Consider the following 13,848-nt stretch of genomic DNA (forward strand, 5'->3'; position numbering starts at 1 on the left):
GGGCCGGGGGGGGCCCGGCGCCTGCCCCCCCCCCCCGTGGCCGGCCCGGGGGGGGGGGGGGGCGCCGGGCCGGGGGGGGGGGGGGGGGGGGGGGGGGCGGCCCCCGCCCCCCCCGCCCCTGTCGGTGCCCCCCGGCTACTGCGCCGAGGCAGTCAGGTCGCCGCGGCGCGGGGCGGAGAAGGACTCCAGGTCGGCGCGGGTCAGGCCGGTGAGCTGGGCGACCTCGGCGGAGTCGAGGGCGCCGCAGTCCAGGCCGCGCAGCAGGTAGCCGCTGAGCGCCTTGGCGGTGGCGGGCTCGTCCATGACGTCGCCGCCGGCACGGCTGACGTAGCGGGCCAGGCGGGCCGCCGCCTGCTCGAAGCCCTCGCGGTAGAAGGCGAACACGGCCGCGTACCGGGTGGGGATGTGGCCGGGGTGCATGTCCCAGCCCTGGTAGTAGGCGCGGGCCAGGGCACGGCGGGTGAGGCCGAAGTGCAGCCGCCAGGCGTCGTGCACCTTCTCGGTCGGGCCGACCGGCAGGACGTTGGTGGAGCCGTCCGAGACGCGTACGCCCGTGCCGGCCGCGGCGACCTGCATCACGGCCTTGGCGTAGTCGGCCGCCGGGTGGTCGCTGGCCTGGTAGGCGGCGGAGACACCGAGGCAGGCGCTGTAGTCGAAGGTGCCGTAGTGCAGTCCGGTCGCGCGGCCCTCGGCGGCCTGGATCATCCGGGCGACGGTGGCGGTGCCGTCGGCGGCGAGGATGGACTGGCTGGTCTCGATCTGGAGCTCGAAGCCGAGGCGGCCGGGCGCCAGCCCATGGGCCTTCTCGAAGGCCTCGAGCAGCCGGGCCATGGCGGTGACCTGCTCGGGATAGGTCACCTTCGGCAGGGTCAGGACCAGCCCCTCGGGCAGGCCGCCGGCCGCCATCAGGCCGGTGAGGAAGATGTCGAGGGTGCGGATGCCCCGGTCGCGGACCGCCGCCTCCAGGCACTTCATGCGGATGCCCATGCAGGGGGCGGCCGTCCCGTTGCGGTACGCCTCGGAGACCAGCCTGGCCGCGCGGGCGGCCGCCTCGTCCTCCTCCGCGTCCGGGCGGGGGCCGTAGCCGTCCTCGAAGTCGATCCGCAGGTCCTCGATGGGCTCCCGCTCCAGCTTGGCGCGGACGCGGTCGTACACGGGAGCGGCCAGTTCGTCGCTCAGGCCGAGGACGGCGGCGAAGGAGGCCGCGTCCGGGGCGTGTTCGTCGAGCGCGGCGAGCGCCTGGTCGCCCCAGGAGCGGATGGTGCCGGCGTCGAAGACGTCGCCGGGCACATAGACGGTGTGCACGGGCTGGCGGGTACCGGGGTCGCCCGGGTAGAGGCGCTCCAGTTCGGCGTCGACCGGCGCGAGGGAGGCGCTGATCTCCTCGCTGACGGCGCCCGCGAGGCTCGTCGCCACGTTCTCCTGCTGGCCCTGACCCATCCCACACCCTCCTGTTTTCCGCTTCACGGAATCAATAATCCGCAGTACGAAGTTATCCGTGGATCTTCCCGTGGGTCAACACCGTCTTTCGCGCGACCGCCCACGCCTTCATCGTGGCGCGCGGGAGGAGGGGATCACCCGTCGAAGCCACGGGGGGTGTGCCGCCGGACGAGCCGAGGCCCCCGCGTCCTGCCCAGAGAGGGCGGGGCGCGGGGGCCTCGGTCGGTGTCGGAGGCTCAGCCCTTGCGGGCCTTGATCTCCTCGGTGAGCTGCGGGACGACCTCGAACAGGTCGCCGACCACGCCGTAGTCGACCAGGTCGAAGATCGGGGCCTCGGAGTCCTTGTTGACCGCGACGATCGTCTTCGAGGTCTGCATGCCGGCCCGGTGCTGGATCGCGCCGGAGATGCCGTTGGCGATGTACAGCTGCGGGGACACGGACTTGCCGGTCTGGCCGACCTGGCTGGTGTGCGGGTACCAGCCGGCGTCGACGGCGGCACGCGAGGCACCGACGGCCGCGCCGAGGGAGTCGGCGAGCGCCTCGATGACCGCGAAGTTCTCCGCGCCGTTCACGCCACGGCCGCCGGAGACCACGATGGCGGCCTCGGTCAGCTCCGGACGCCCGGTCGACTCACGCGGCGTCCGGCCGGTGACCTTGGTGCCGGTCGCCTGGGCGGAGAAGGACACGTCCAGCGCCTCGACCGTACCGGCGGCCGGGGCGGCCTCCACCGCGGCCGAGTTCGGCTTGACGGTGATGACCGGGGTGCCCTTGGAGACACGGGACTTGGTGCTGTACGAGGCGGCGAACACCGACTGGGTGGCCACCGGGCCCTCGTCGCCGGCCTCCAGGTCGACGGCGTCGGTGATGATGCCCGAACCGATGCGCAGCGCCAGACGCGCGGCGATCTCCTTGCCCTCGGCGGAGGAGGGGACGAGCACGGCGGCCGGGGAGACGGCCGCGACCGCGGCCTGGAGGGCGTCCACCTTGGGCACGACCAGGTAGTCGGCGTACTCGGGCGCGTCGTGGGTGAGGACCTTCGCCGCGCCGTGCTCGGCGAGCGTCGCGGCGGTGTCCGCGGCACCCGCGCCGAGGGCGACGGCGACCGGCTCGCCGATGCGGCGGGCCAGGGTCAGCAGTTCCAGGGTCGGCTTGCGGACGGCACCGTCCACGTGGTCGACGTAGACGAGGACTTCAGCCATGGGACTTCTTCTCTCCTGCTTGCGAAGGGGGGCGGTCGGCGGGTTGCGGGCCTTAGATGAACTTCTGGCTCGCGAGGAACTCGGCGAGCTGCTTGCCGCCCTCGCCCTCGTCCTTGACGATCGTGCCGGCGGTGCGGGCCGGGCGCTCCGTGGCGGAGTCGACGGCCGTCCAGGCGTTCTCCAGACCGACCTCGTCCTCGTCGATGTCCAGGTCGGACAGGTCCCAGGACTGAACCGGCTTCTTCTTGGCCGCCATGATGCCCTTGAACGACGGGTAACGGGCCTCGCCCGACTGGTCGGTGACCGACACCACCGCGGGCAGGGACGCCTCCAACTGCTCGGAGGCGGCGTCGCCGTCCCTGCGGCCCTTCACGGTGCCGTCCTCGACCGACACCTCGGCCAGCAGCGTCACCTGCGGAACACCCAGACGCTCGGCCAGCAGCGCCGGGACCACGCCCATGGAGCCGTCGGTGGAGGCCATGCCGGAGATCACCAGGTCGTAACCGGCCTTCTCGACCGCCTTGGCCAGCACCAGCGAGGTGCCGATGGCGTCCGTGCCGTGCAGATCGTCGTCCTCGACGTGGACCGCCTTGTCGGCGCCCATCGAAAGCGCCTTGCGCAGCGCGTCCTTGGCGTCCTCCGGACCCACCGTCAACACGGTGACCTCGGCGTCGCCGTCCCCGTCGTAGTTCTCCGCGATCCGCAGCGCCTGCTCGACCGCGTACTCGTCCAGCTCGGAGAGCAGACCGTCCACGTCGTCCCGGTCGACGGTCAGGTCCTCGGCGAAGTGCCGGTCGCCAGTGGCGTCGGGCACGTACTTCACAGTGACAACGATCCTCAAGCTCACGCCGGCTCTCCTACTGCATCGTCTTCTCTGGGCTGCCTTCCTGCAGGCAGCATAGGCGCCTGAAGCGGCCGATCCCGGTCAGGGCGACCGCGCGCTCCGAGCGAAATATTACTCGTCAGTACACCCAGTTCATGCCCGCTGAGCAAGCGCTTTGAACTGTGACCTTCGCAACGCAGCGTAACCGGAACCCGACGGCTTCGCAGGAGAGTGCCGAGGTGATCAATCACGCAGGCCGCTGAAGCCGCCCTGGTGGTAGAGAAGCGGACGGCCGGCGCCTGTGGCGTCGCCCAGAACGACCTCGGCCAGCACGATGCGGTGGTCCCCGGCGGGCACCCGCGTGACGACCCGGCACACCATCCAGGCGAGCACGCCGTCGAGGACGGGCACCCCCTCGGGGCCCTCGCGCCACGCCGTCGGCGCTCCGAAGCGGTCGGCACCGCTGCGCGCGAAGGTGGCGGCCAGTTCCTCCTGGTGCTCCCCGAGTATGTGGACGCCTACATGGTCGGTCGCGGCGATCGCCGGCCAGCTGGAGCCGCCGGTGCCGACGCCGAAGGAGAGCAGCGGGGGTTCGGCGGAGACGGAGGTGAGGGAGGTGGCGGTGAAGCCGACCGGACCGGCGTCGCCCCGGGCGGTGATCACCGCGACGCCCGCCGCGTGCCGCCGGAAGACGGAGCGCAGCAGATGGGGGGAGGCGAGCCGGACGGTGGCGGAGGCGCCCAGGTCGGACGTGGCCGTCATGGAGCTGTCCTTCTGCTGGTCGGGCGAGCGGGATCCGTGGCTGCTCAACAGTCCGGGCGGCACGCGCTCGTGGGGCGGGCTGGGTCGACGCGGGGCCGCCCGAGAAGAAGGAGTTCCGAGGGCATGCGGTCAGGCTCACGATAGTTGGCGTGTCCAGTCAAGTACGTCCCGGGATGTGGGAGCTGTCCCGCCGTCATGGACAGGGACCTCACAACGCCTCCCCCAGCGCCGCGATGACGTCCGCCCTGCGCGGTTGTCCGGCGGCCCGCCGCACCACGCGGCCGTCCGCGTCGAGGACGAGCACGGTCGGCGTCCTGAGGATCCCGAGTTCGCGCACGAGGTCGAGCCGGGCCTCCGCGTCGATCTCGACGTGCGCCACCCCGGGGACCATGCGGGCCACCTCGCCGAGGACTCGCCTGGTCGCCCGGCAGGGTGCGCAGAAGGCGCTGGAGAACTGCACCAGCGTGGCACGCGCGCCGAGGTCCTCACCGAGTTCGGCCGTCCCGAGCCGCCTGTCCTCGCCACGTCCCCGCACGCCCGCTCTCCTGTTCCGCTGTGCCGCCGCCGTACCTTCGCGAACGCGCCGGTGCGCGCCCACCGGTTCAGCGCGCCCGGGAGCGCGGAGATTCCCGGGACCCGGGACGGGTCCGCCGGGCGGCGGTCGCGGCCGGCGGATCCGTGGACGCGGTGTGGCCGCCATGGGCCGTCGGGCGGAATCTCACGGGTGACGTGACGAGGATCTCGCCGTGGACGGGCACGTGGGCTGGCTCCCGGGCCGTTCTTGGGGCACGATCTGCGACAGGCCGTAAACCTACGGCAGCGTAACTTCAGCCGGGAGCCCCTTCCCTGGCAGAGAGAAGGGTCCGTCCCGCTCATGGCAGAGCTCGTCTACCGCCCCGTCATCGGTCTCGCCCGCACGATGTTCAAGGCGTGGGACCTCAAGATCGACTGCCGGGGATCGGAGAACATCCCGCGCACGGGCGGCGCCGTGCTGGTGAGCAATCACATCAGCTATCTGGACTTCGTCTTCAACGGGCTCGCGGCGCTCCCGCAGAAGCGACTGGTGCGTTTCATGGCCAAGGAGTCGGTCTTCCGGCACCGGATCTCCGGCCCCCTGATGCGCGGCATGAAGCACATCCCGGTGGACCGCGCCAACGGTGAGGCGGCGTACGCGCGAGCGCTGGACTCGCTGAGGTCCGGCGAGCTGGTCGGGGTGTTCCCGGAGGCCACGATCTCCGAGTCGTTCACGCTGAAGAGCTTCAAGTCGGGCGCGGCGCGCCTCGCGCAGGAGGCGGGCGTTCCGATGATCCCGATGGCCGTCTGGGGCACGCAGCGCCTGTGGACCAAGGGCCACCCGCGCAACTTCAAGCGCAGCCACATCCCGATCACGATCCGCGTGGGCGAGGCCATGGAGGCCTCCCGCGAGCAGTACGCGGGCGCCATCACCCGCCGGCTGCGCGAACGCGTCCAGGAGCTCCTGGAGGCCGCCCAGCGCGCCTACCCGGTCCGCCCCCGGTCCGCCGACGACACCTGGTGGATGCCGGCCCACCTCGGCGGCACGGCCCCGACCCCGGACCAGCTCCGCACGGCCGGGGCGCACTGACGCCGACCGGGACCGTGCGGCAGACCGGCCGACCCGGCCGGGACCGCGCGCCAGACCGGAAGGTGACGGACCGGACCCGGGTCTAGGACGCGGGCTGCCGTACGGTGACCTCGGCACCCGGGCTGAACTTCTCCAGCAGTTCGGCGAGTTCGGCCGCCGCCGCCTCCACCTCGGCGACCGGCATCGGGGCCAGGCTCTCCAGCAGGAAGATGCCCGACGCGGTCTGCTCGGTGAGGCGGGTGCGCGGGCCCTGGCGCCAGTTCCAGCGGCGGCAGGTCACGCCGGCCTCGTCGCACCACACCACCTCGCCCGCGTCCGGGTGTTCGACGGTCTCCTCGCCGCCCGCGACGGTCACGAAGTCCTCCTCGCCACTGGCGCGCACCAGGCGCATACCGCCCTCGATCCGGTCGAGGTCCTCGCCTCCGACGGGGATGAGATGGGCGACGCTGATGGCGTTGTAGAGGTCGACGAGCAGGTTGATACGGGGCAGTCCGGCGTCGGTCAGCGCCCGCCGGGCCAGCGCCTCCGCCGAGTTGCGGGTACGGGAGGGCTTGGAGCCGAACGCCGTGTAGGTCTCGCGCCAGGCGGCCATGTGCGGGTCCTCGTGCGGGGCGCGCCCCTCCAGACCCGCCGCCAGACGGCGTGCGGCGTCGTCGAGGAGCGCCGAGGAGGCCTCGGTGCTCGGTCCGCCCACCAGCCCGTGGGCCTCGACGGCCACGTGGGTGAAGCCGGGCGCGAGTGCGCGTACCTCGTCGGACACGGTGAGCGTCAGTGCCATGTTCTCCCGCCTCGCGGTCAGAGTGCGGCAGGGAGCGTCTTCCACAGCCGCGGCCGGTCCGGAGCGGCCGTGAGGGCGGCCAGCACCGCCGGGTGCGGTTCAGCGTACAGCACCGGATAGTCCAGCTCGTTGGACTTTGGATCCGGTACGAAGGCCAGGCGCTCACCAGTGAGGGAGAACTGGGCGCCGACGCCCGGCTTGTTGCCGCGCGGGTCCTGCCGGTGCCAGGCTCCGTTGAACCGGACCGCGACCAGTCCGTGCACCACGTGCCCGCCGCCCTCGTCGTGCGTCAGCCGCTGATAGCACAGCGCCGTCGGGATGTCCTCGGCCCGCAGCAGCGCCGCCAGGGCATGGGCCTTGGCGTGGCAGATGCCGGTGCGCAGCCGGAGGACGTCGGAGGCGCGCCAGGTGACACGCGGGTCGCCGGAGTCCTGCGAGTGCGGGATGCCGTCGCGCACGAACTCGTACGCGGACCGCGCATAGGCATACGAGTCCACCACCCCCTCGGCGAGACGCGCAGCTGTCTCGCGGACCATCGGGTGCTCATGGTCGATCACCTCGTCGGCGGCCAAATACGCAGACAGGTCGGGGGTGTTCTGGATCAGCTCCATGCCCGCAGAGCATAGGAACGCGACCACTCGAACGTCAATGACTTTTCGAGTGATCGCATAACTATGCAGATCCGACCGGCGTGCGGACGCTAGCGCGCCATCTCCTCCTTCAGCGCGGCCACGAACGTGTCCACGTCGTCCTCGGTGGTGTCGAAGGCGCACATCCAGCGCACGACGCCCTCCGCCTCGTCCCAGAAGTAGAAGCGGAACCGCTTCTGCAGGCGCTCGCTCACCTCGTGCGGGAGCTTGGCGAAGACCCCGTTGGCCTGCACCGGGTAGAGGATCTCCACGCCGTGCACGGCGCGCACGCCCTCCGCGAGCCGCTGCGCCATCCCGTTGGCGTGCCGGGCGTTGCGCAGCCACAGGTCCTTGGCGAGCAGCGCCTCCAACTGCACCGACACGAAACGCATCTTGGAGGCGAGCTGCATGCTCATCTTGCGGATGTGCTTCATCCGGCGGACGGAGTCCTGGTTGAGGACCACGACCGCCTCGCCGAACATCGCGCCGTTCTTCGTCCCGCCCAGGGAGAGGATGTCGACGCCGACGGCGTTGGTGAACGTCCGCATCGGCACGTTCAGGGAGGCGGCCGCGTTGGCTATGCGGGAGCCGTCCAGGTGCACCTTCATGCCCCGCGCGTGCGCGTGCTCGCAGATGGCGCGGATCTCCTCGGGCGTGTAGAGGGTGCCGAGTTCGGTGCTCTGGGTGATCGAGACGGCCTGCGGCATCGCCCGGTGCTCGTCCTCCCAGCCGTACGCCTGCCGGTCGATCAGCTCGGGGGTGAGCTTGCCGTCGGGCGTGGGCACGGTGAGCAGCTTCAGGCCGCCCATGCGCTCGGGGGCGCCGCCCTCGTCGACGTTGATGTGCGCGCTCTCCGCGCAGATCACCGCGCCCCAGCGGTCGGTGACCGCCTGGAGCGCCACGACGTTCGCGCCGGTTCCGTTGAACACCGGGAACGCCTCCGCGGTGGCGCCGAAGTGGCTGCGGACGATCCGCTGGAGGTTCTCGGTGTAGTCGTCCTCGCCGTACGCGACCTGGTGCCCGCCGTTGGCCACGGCCAGGGCGGCGAGCACCTCCGGGTGGACCCCGGCGTAGTTGTCGCTGGCGAACCCGCGGACCTCGGGGTCGTGATGGCGACGCGCGTCGGTCCTGGGAGGGTTCACGGCTTGTCGGTCAGCCACAGACGGTTTCCGTTCACTTCCGCGGCGGGCTTGCTCCACACGTCGACGATGGCCTCGGCCAGGTCCTTGACGTCCGTGAAGCCCGCGAACTTCGCGTTGGGGCGGTCGGCGCGCATCGCGTCGTGCACCAACGCCTTCACCACCAGGATCGCAGCCGCGGACGTCGGCCCTTCGGCGCCCTCGCTCTTTCCCGCCTTGCGGAAGAAGTCGGCCATGGCCAGCGTCCACGCCTCGGCGGCCGCCTTGGCGGCGGAGTACGCCGCGTTGCCCGCGGTGGGCTTGCTGGCCCCGGCCGCGCTGATCAGGACGTACCGGCCGCGCTCGCTGCGCTGCAGCGCCTCGTGGAAGGCCAGGGAGGTGTGCTGCACGGTGCGGATGAGCAGCAGCTCCAGGAAGTCCCAGTCGTCAAGGCTGGTCTTGGTGAAGGTCTCGCTGCCGCGCCAGCCGCCCACGAGGTGGACCAGGCCGTCGATCCGGCCGAAGTCCTTCTCGATGTGCGCGGCCCAGTCGCGGGTGGACTGGAGGTCGAGCAGGTCGACGGTGTCCCCGGTGACGCGGGCGCCGCCGGAGGCGTACCGGGCGGCGTCCACGGCCTGCGAGAGCCGCTCCGGGTCGTTGTCCGCGCCGACGACGGTCGCCCCCGCCTCGGCGAGCCTGAGCAGCGCCGCCCGGCCGGCCGGTCCGCCCGCGCCGGCCACCGCGATCACCGCACCGCTGAGAGCCCCGTTCCCCGCCATGTTCCTCGCCTCCTGCGCAGTGTTCTTGGTTTCGCGGCCGCTCACGCGGCGACCCGCTCGGCGCTGTCCGCCACGATGCCCCTGGTCGAGGCGATCACATTCTTCAGCTTCTTGGACAGTGCCTCGTAGAACATGCTGAGCGGAAACTCGTCCGGAAGCACGTCATCCACGAGCTTGCGCGGGGGCTGGGTCAGGTCCAGGGCGTCGGGGCCCTTGGCCCACTTGGAGCCCGGGTGCGGAGCGAGGTAGGTGGAGACCAGTTCGTAGCCGGCGAACCAGTGGACCAGCTTGGGGCGGTCGATGCCGTCGCGGTAGAGCTTCTCGATCTCGGCGCACAGCTGGTTGGTGACCTGCGGGGCGCGCTCCCAGTCGATGGTCAGCTTGTTGTCGGTCCAGCGCACCACGTCGTGCTTGTGCAGGTAGGCGAAGAGCAGCTGACCGCCGAGGCCGTCGTAGTTGCGCACGCGCTCGCCGGTGACCGGGAAGCGGAACATGCGGTCGAACAGCACCGCGTACTGCACGTCACGGGCCTGCGCGACACCGTCGGCCTGGAGCTTCACGGCCTCCTTGAAGGCGGTGAGGTCGCAGCGCAGCTCCTCCAGGCCGTACATCCAGAACGGCTGGCGCTGCTTGATCATGAACGGGTCGAATGGCAGGTCGCCGTGGCTGTGGGTGCGGTCGTGGACCATGTCCCACAGTACGAAGGCCTCCTCGCAGCGCTTCTGGTCGTGGACCATGGCGGCGATGTCCTCGGGCAGTTCGAGGCCCAGGAGGTCGACGGCGGCGGCGGTGACGCGGCGGAAGCGGGCGGCCTCGCGGTCGCAGAAGATGCCACCCCAGGAGAACCGTTCCGGCGCCTCGCGCACGGCGATGGTCTCCGGGAAGAGGACGGCGGAGTTGGTGTCGTAGCCGCCCGTGAAGTCCTCGAAGGTGATGCCGCAGAACAGCGGGTTGTCGTAGCGGGTGCGCTCCAGTTCGGCCAGCCAGTCCGGCCAGACCATGCGCAGCACGACCGCCTCCAGGTTGCGGTCCGGGTTGCCGTTCTGCGTGTACATGGGGAAGACGACCAGGTGCTGGAGGCCGTCCGCGCGGTTCGCGGCGGGCTGGAAGGCCAGCAGCGAGTCCAGGAAGTCCGGCACCTCGAAGCCGCCCTCGGCCCAGCGGCGCAGGTCCCGCACGAGTGCCTCGTGGTAGGCGGCGTCGTGCGGCAGCAGCGGGGACAGCTCCTCGACGGCGTCGATCACACGGCGTACGGCGGCGTCGGCGTCCGCCCGGCCGGGGGCGCCCTCGGCCGTGAAGTCGATCGCGCCGTCCTTCGACTGCCATGGCCGGATTCGCTCCACGGCATCCTTGAGCACGGGCCACGCCGGGTGCTCAACCACCCTGGCCACCGGAGGAACCTTCTCCTCCGCACCCACCTGCACAAGAATTTCCGTCATGTCTCATCCTCCACGGGACAACCTCGCGTAAGGAGACCGTATACATACAGGGTTTCTCCCAGCAAGGGGAGCCTCGGGAGTTTATTCTGCACACGGCCATGGTCACCGACTATTTTCCTGCCGTACACCCGGACGGGGCCAGACCCGGCGGGCCGGTCGGGTGACCGACGCCACGTCTCCCCAGGGGCGGTTTCCGGCCGTGGGCGACCGTGCGAAGGCTTCACGGCCCGGCGGTCAACGCGACCGGGGACTCGCCCACGCCGGAGTGACCGCCGCGACGGATCCGGCCCGCTCCTGCGGGGCGTCACCCCACTGCGGCGTGTACGCGGGGGTTCAACCAGCGTGTGGGCCATTAGGCTGCGTCACTACCGCGCGGACGACGAGGTCCGTCCGCTCCGCGCCGCGCAGAGCCGCCGTCGACGGAAGCGAGTTGAACTTTGAACTTCCTTACCATCGGTCACCGCGGAGTCATGGGAGTCGAGCCCGAGAACACCCTCCGTTCCTTCGTCGCCGCCCAGCAGGCCGGACTGGACGTCATCGAACTCGATCTGCACCTGAGCAAGGACGGCGCCCTTGTCGTCATGCACGACGACAAGGTGGACCGCACCACCGACGGAAGCGGCGCGATCGCCGACAAGACACTCGCCGAGCTGCGCTCCCTGGACGCCGGCCGCGGCGAGCGGATCCCGCTCTTCGAGGAGGTCCTCGACGCTGTGCGGTCACCGCTCCAGGCCGAGATCAAGGACGTATCCGCGGCCCGCGCACTGGCCGAGGTGCTGCACGAGCGGGACCTGGTCTCCCGCGTCGAGGTGTCCTCGTTCCACGACGAGGCGATCGCAGAGGTCGCCCGGCTGGTGCCGGGAGTGCGCACCGCGCTCGTGGCCAGCCGCTACGGCTCCGAGGTCGTCGAACGCGCCACCGCCGCCGGCGCCGCGACCGTCTGCCTCAACATCCGCCGGCTCACCCTCGAGATCGTCGAGCACGCGCGCAAGGCGGACCTGCGGATCATCGGCTGGGTCGTCAACACCCTGGACCATCTGCGCCTGGTCCGCGCCCTGGAGCTGGACGGGGCGACCACCGACTACCCGGAGATCAAGCTCACGGGCCGCTTCACCGCCTGACCCTCCGGGCGAGGGTGCCTAGCTAGTGCTGTGACCGGAGAGGTTCACCGGCTCGCGACGCCCGGCACGGCTCCCCCAAGCTCTTCGAGCAGGGGGACCCCCAGCCGCGTTGTCGCATCACCCGAGCACATCCAGTACGCGGGTCATGCTCCGCCTTGCGATGTTCCCCCACTGCCCGAACGGCGTGGGAGGTGCCCCCAGCACCGGACGCCGCGAGCTTCCCGGCAAACCTTTCCGGTCACAGCACTAGCCCTAGACGAGTTCCTTGACCAGCAGCTCGAACTCCAGGTCGTCGCGTTGCGGAATGCCGAACCGCTCGTCGCCGTACGGGAAGGGGGTCGTCCTTCCCGTACGGCGGTAGCCGCGGCGCTCGTACCAGGCGATCAGGTCCTCGCGCACGGAGATCACGGTCATGTGCATCTCCCTGGCGCCCCAGTCCTCCCGGGCCTGGCGCTCGGCCTCCGCGATGACCACCTTGCCCAGGCCCGCGCCCTGCAGTGCAGGGCTGACGGCGAACATGCCGAAGTAGGCGTGGTCCCCCTGGTGCTCCAGTTGGCAGCAGGCGACCACGCGGCCCTCCCGCTCGACCGTCAGCAGCCTGCTCCCGGGCGACTTGATCACCTCCAGCACGCCCTCGGGGTCCGTCCGCTGCCCCTGGAGGATGTCCGCCTCGGTGGTCCAGCCCGCCCGGCTGGAGTCCCCGCGGTACGCCGACTCGATCAGGTGCACCAGCGTGTCGACATCGGCGTCGCGGGCGTCACGGAAGGTCAGTCCGCTGGCGGCGGTCTTCATGGGGCGAGCCTTTCGGTTCGGGCGCTGTCGGGCGGGGCGAGCGCCATCCTGCCACTAGGCTCCAGGTGCATGGTGCACGTACTCAGCAGCCGGACACTGGTCCGGCCCACGGACCCCGAGCGTTCCCGTGTCTTCTACGGCGAGCGGCTCGGCCTCGCCGTCTACCGCGAGTTCGGCACGGGGCCGGAGCGGGGCACCGTCTACTTCCTCGGTGGCGGTTTCCTGGAGCTCTCCGGGCGCTCCGACGGCCCGCCGTCCCCGTCCGTGCGGCTGTGGCTCCAGGTCGAGGACGTGGCGGCGGCCCACGAGGAGCTGCGGGCGAAGGGCGTCGAGATCACGCGTGAGCCGGTGCGCGAGCCGTGGGGTCTGATCGAGATGTGGATCGCCGATCCGGACGGCACGCCCATCGTCCTCGTCGAGGTGCCGGCGGAGCACCCGCTGCGGTACCGGGCGGGGATCTGAGCCGGATCCGGGCGCGCGGCGGCCGCGGGCGGCTCCCACTGGCCCGCGTCGGCGGCCGGGGCTAGCGTGCTGGTGGGTGGGGACGAGCCTTCCCGGAGGAGTGCCATGGAGTTCGACAAACCTGTGGTCGGCGGACCCTGCTGGGCGGAGCTGGGCACCAGCGATCTGGAGGCGGCCACACGGTTCTACACGGAGGTGTTCGGCTGGCGCATGCGGCGCCACCCCCGGCTGGTCTCGGGTGACTACACCCTCGCTCACCTCGGGGACGCGCCGGTCGCCGCGATCACGCCCCTGTACCAGAGGTCGCAGCCGGTCGCGTGGAACGTCTCGTTCGCCGTCGCCGACGCGGACGCCGTGGCGAACAAGGTGGTGGAGGCCGGCGGGACGGTGATCCACGGCCCGAGGGACATCTACGACGAGGGCCGCTTCACCGTCGCGCTCGACCCGTCGGGCGCGGCCTTCCAGATGTGGCAGGCGCGGGAGTTCTCCGGTGCCGGGGTGTTCAACCGGCCCGGCTCGCTCGGCTGGGTGGAACTGGTCACCCGCAACCCCAAGCGGGCCAGGGACTTCTACACGAGCGTGTTCGGCTGGAGCGTCAACGCCTCGGAGTGGTACACGCAGTGGGGTCTGCACGGCGAGGACTTCGGCGGTGTGACGGCGATGCACGACCGCTTCCCGGCCGATGTGCCGCCGCACTGGCTGCCGTACTTCGCGGTCGAGGACGTCGACGCGACCACGGACGTCGCGGTCCGGGCCGGCGCCAAGGCCCTGCTGGAGCCCACCCCGCTCCCGGACGGCCCCCGTATCGCGGTCCTGCGGGACCCCCAGGGCGCGACCTTCGGCATCTACCGGTCCGCCCAGGAGAGCTGAGGCCCGTCCAGGAAGGCCGAGGTCCGCCCGGGG

15 protein-coding genes are annotated in these 13,848 nt (G+C 71.4%); 4 read left to right on the plus strand and 11 right to left on the minus strand.

What is annotated here, in order from left to right:
- Positions 1-135: 135 nt before the first annotated feature.
- The 5 genes from ACFY3J_RS19975 to ACFY3J_RS19995 form a co-directional block, all read right to left on the minus strand.
- Positions 136-1,440 (minus strand): DUF6986 family protein, encoded by a 1,305-nt coding sequence (locus ACFY3J_RS19975; protein WP_384180757.1) that lies wholly within the window; start codon positions 1,438-1,440, stop codon positions 136-138.
- Between the two features lie 236 nt (positions 1,441-1,676).
- Positions 1,677-2,639 carry an electron transfer flavoprotein subunit alpha/FixB family protein gene (locus ACFY3J_RS19980; RefSeq protein ID WP_390841382.1) on the minus strand — a complete coding sequence of 321 codons (963 nt, stop codon included), beginning with the start codon at positions 2,637-2,639 and terminating at the stop codon, positions 1,677-1,679.
- Positions 2,640-2,691: 52 nt separating this feature from the next.
- Entirely contained in the window at positions 2,692-3,486 is a 795-nt protein-coding gene (locus ACFY3J_RS19985) for an electron transfer flavoprotein subunit beta/FixA family protein (protein ID WP_384180761.1), read from the minus strand.
- Between the two features lie 219 nt (positions 3,487-3,705).
- Complete coding sequence (locus tag ACFY3J_RS19990; protein WP_384180763.1) at positions 3,706-4,224, minus strand: flavin reductase family protein; 519 nt, start codon at positions 4,222-4,224, stop codon at positions 3,706-3,708.
- 208 nt (positions 4,225-4,432) lie between these two features.
- Positions 4,433-4,822, minus strand: a complete 390-nt coding sequence (locus ACFY3J_RS19995; RefSeq protein WP_384180765.1) for a TlpA family protein disulfide reductase — start codon at positions 4,820-4,822, stop codon at positions 4,433-4,435.
- Between the two features lie 276 nt (positions 4,823-5,098).
- Here ACFY3J_RS19995 and ACFY3J_RS20000 point away from each other — a divergent pair, with 276 nt between their 5' ends.
- Entirely contained in the window at positions 5,099-5,827 is a 729-nt protein-coding gene (locus tag ACFY3J_RS20000) for a lysophospholipid acyltransferase family protein (protein ID WP_384180767.1), read from the plus strand.
- Positions 5,828-5,909: 82 nt separating this feature from the next.
- Here the strand turns inward: ACFY3J_RS20000 and ACFY3J_RS20005 are convergent, their stop codons facing one another.
- The 5 genes from ACFY3J_RS20005 to ACFY3J_RS20025 all read right to left on the minus strand — a co-directional run bounded on the left by ACFY3J_RS20005 (position 5,910) and on the right by ACFY3J_RS20025 (position 10,570).
- Complete coding sequence (locus ACFY3J_RS20005) at positions 5,910-6,605, minus strand: B3/4 domain-containing protein (protein WP_384180769.1); 696 nt, start codon at positions 6,603-6,605, stop codon at positions 5,910-5,912.
- A gap of 17 nt (positions 6,606-6,622) precedes the next feature.
- Positions 6,623-7,216 (minus strand): transglutaminase domain-containing protein, encoded by a 594-nt coding sequence (locus ACFY3J_RS20010; RefSeq protein ID WP_390841383.1) that lies wholly within the window; start codon positions 7,214-7,216, stop codon positions 6,623-6,625.
- An 89-nt stretch (positions 7,217-7,305) separates the two neighbouring features.
- Positions 7,306-8,376, minus strand: coding sequence for a threonine aldolase family protein (locus ACFY3J_RS20015; protein ID WP_384180773.1), 1,071 nt, complete (start codon positions 8,374-8,376; stop codon positions 7,306-7,308).
- Positions 8,373-9,131: an SDR family NAD(P)-dependent oxidoreductase gene (locus tag ACFY3J_RS20020; protein WP_384180775.1), complete on the minus strand. Its 759-nt coding sequence runs from the start codon at positions 9,129-9,131 to the stop codon at positions 8,373-8,375. Before ACFY3J_RS20020 ends, ACFY3J_RS20015 begins: the two co-directional genes overlap by 4 nt.
- Before the next feature lie 41 nt (positions 9,132-9,172).
- Positions 9,173-10,570, minus strand: a complete 1,398-nt coding sequence (locus tag ACFY3J_RS20025) for a DUF6421 family protein (protein ID WP_390841384.1) — start codon at positions 10,568-10,570, stop codon at positions 9,173-9,175.
- Between the two features lie 437 nt (positions 10,571-11,007).
- Here ACFY3J_RS20025 and ACFY3J_RS20030 point away from each other — a divergent pair, with 437 nt between their 5' ends.
- Positions 11,008-11,691 carry a glycerophosphodiester phosphodiesterase gene (locus tag ACFY3J_RS20030; RefSeq protein WP_384180779.1) on the plus strand — a complete coding sequence of 228 codons (684 nt, stop codon included), beginning with the start codon at positions 11,008-11,010 and terminating at the stop codon, positions 11,689-11,691.
- Positions 11,692-11,943: 252 nt separating this feature from the next.
- Here the strand turns inward: ACFY3J_RS20030 and ACFY3J_RS20035 are convergent, their stop codons facing one another.
- Complete coding sequence (locus tag ACFY3J_RS20035; RefSeq protein WP_384180781.1) at positions 11,944-12,483, minus strand: GNAT family N-acetyltransferase; 540 nt, start codon at positions 12,481-12,483, stop codon at positions 11,944-11,946.
- Positions 12,484-12,552: 69 nt separating this feature from the next.
- Here ACFY3J_RS20035 and ACFY3J_RS20040 point away from each other — a divergent pair, with 69 nt between their 5' ends.
- Both ACFY3J_RS20040 and ACFY3J_RS20045 read left to right on the plus strand, forming a co-directional pair.
- Positions 12,553-12,945 carry a VOC family protein gene (locus ACFY3J_RS20040; RefSeq protein ID WP_384180783.1) on the plus strand — a complete coding sequence of 131 codons (393 nt, stop codon included), beginning with the start codon at positions 12,553-12,555 and terminating at the stop codon, positions 12,943-12,945.
- Between the two features lie 105 nt (positions 12,946-13,050).
- A complete protein-coding gene (locus tag ACFY3J_RS20045) occupies positions 13,051-13,815 on the plus strand; it encodes a VOC family protein (protein WP_384180785.1) in 765 nt (254 codons plus the stop codon).
- Positions 13,816-13,848: the final 33 nt, after the last annotated feature.

Origin of the sequence: Streptomyces sp. NPDC001231 (assembly GCF_042896885.1) — a bacterium.
Lineage (GTDB): Bacteria > Actinomycetota > Actinomycetes > Streptomycetales > Streptomycetaceae > Streptomyces.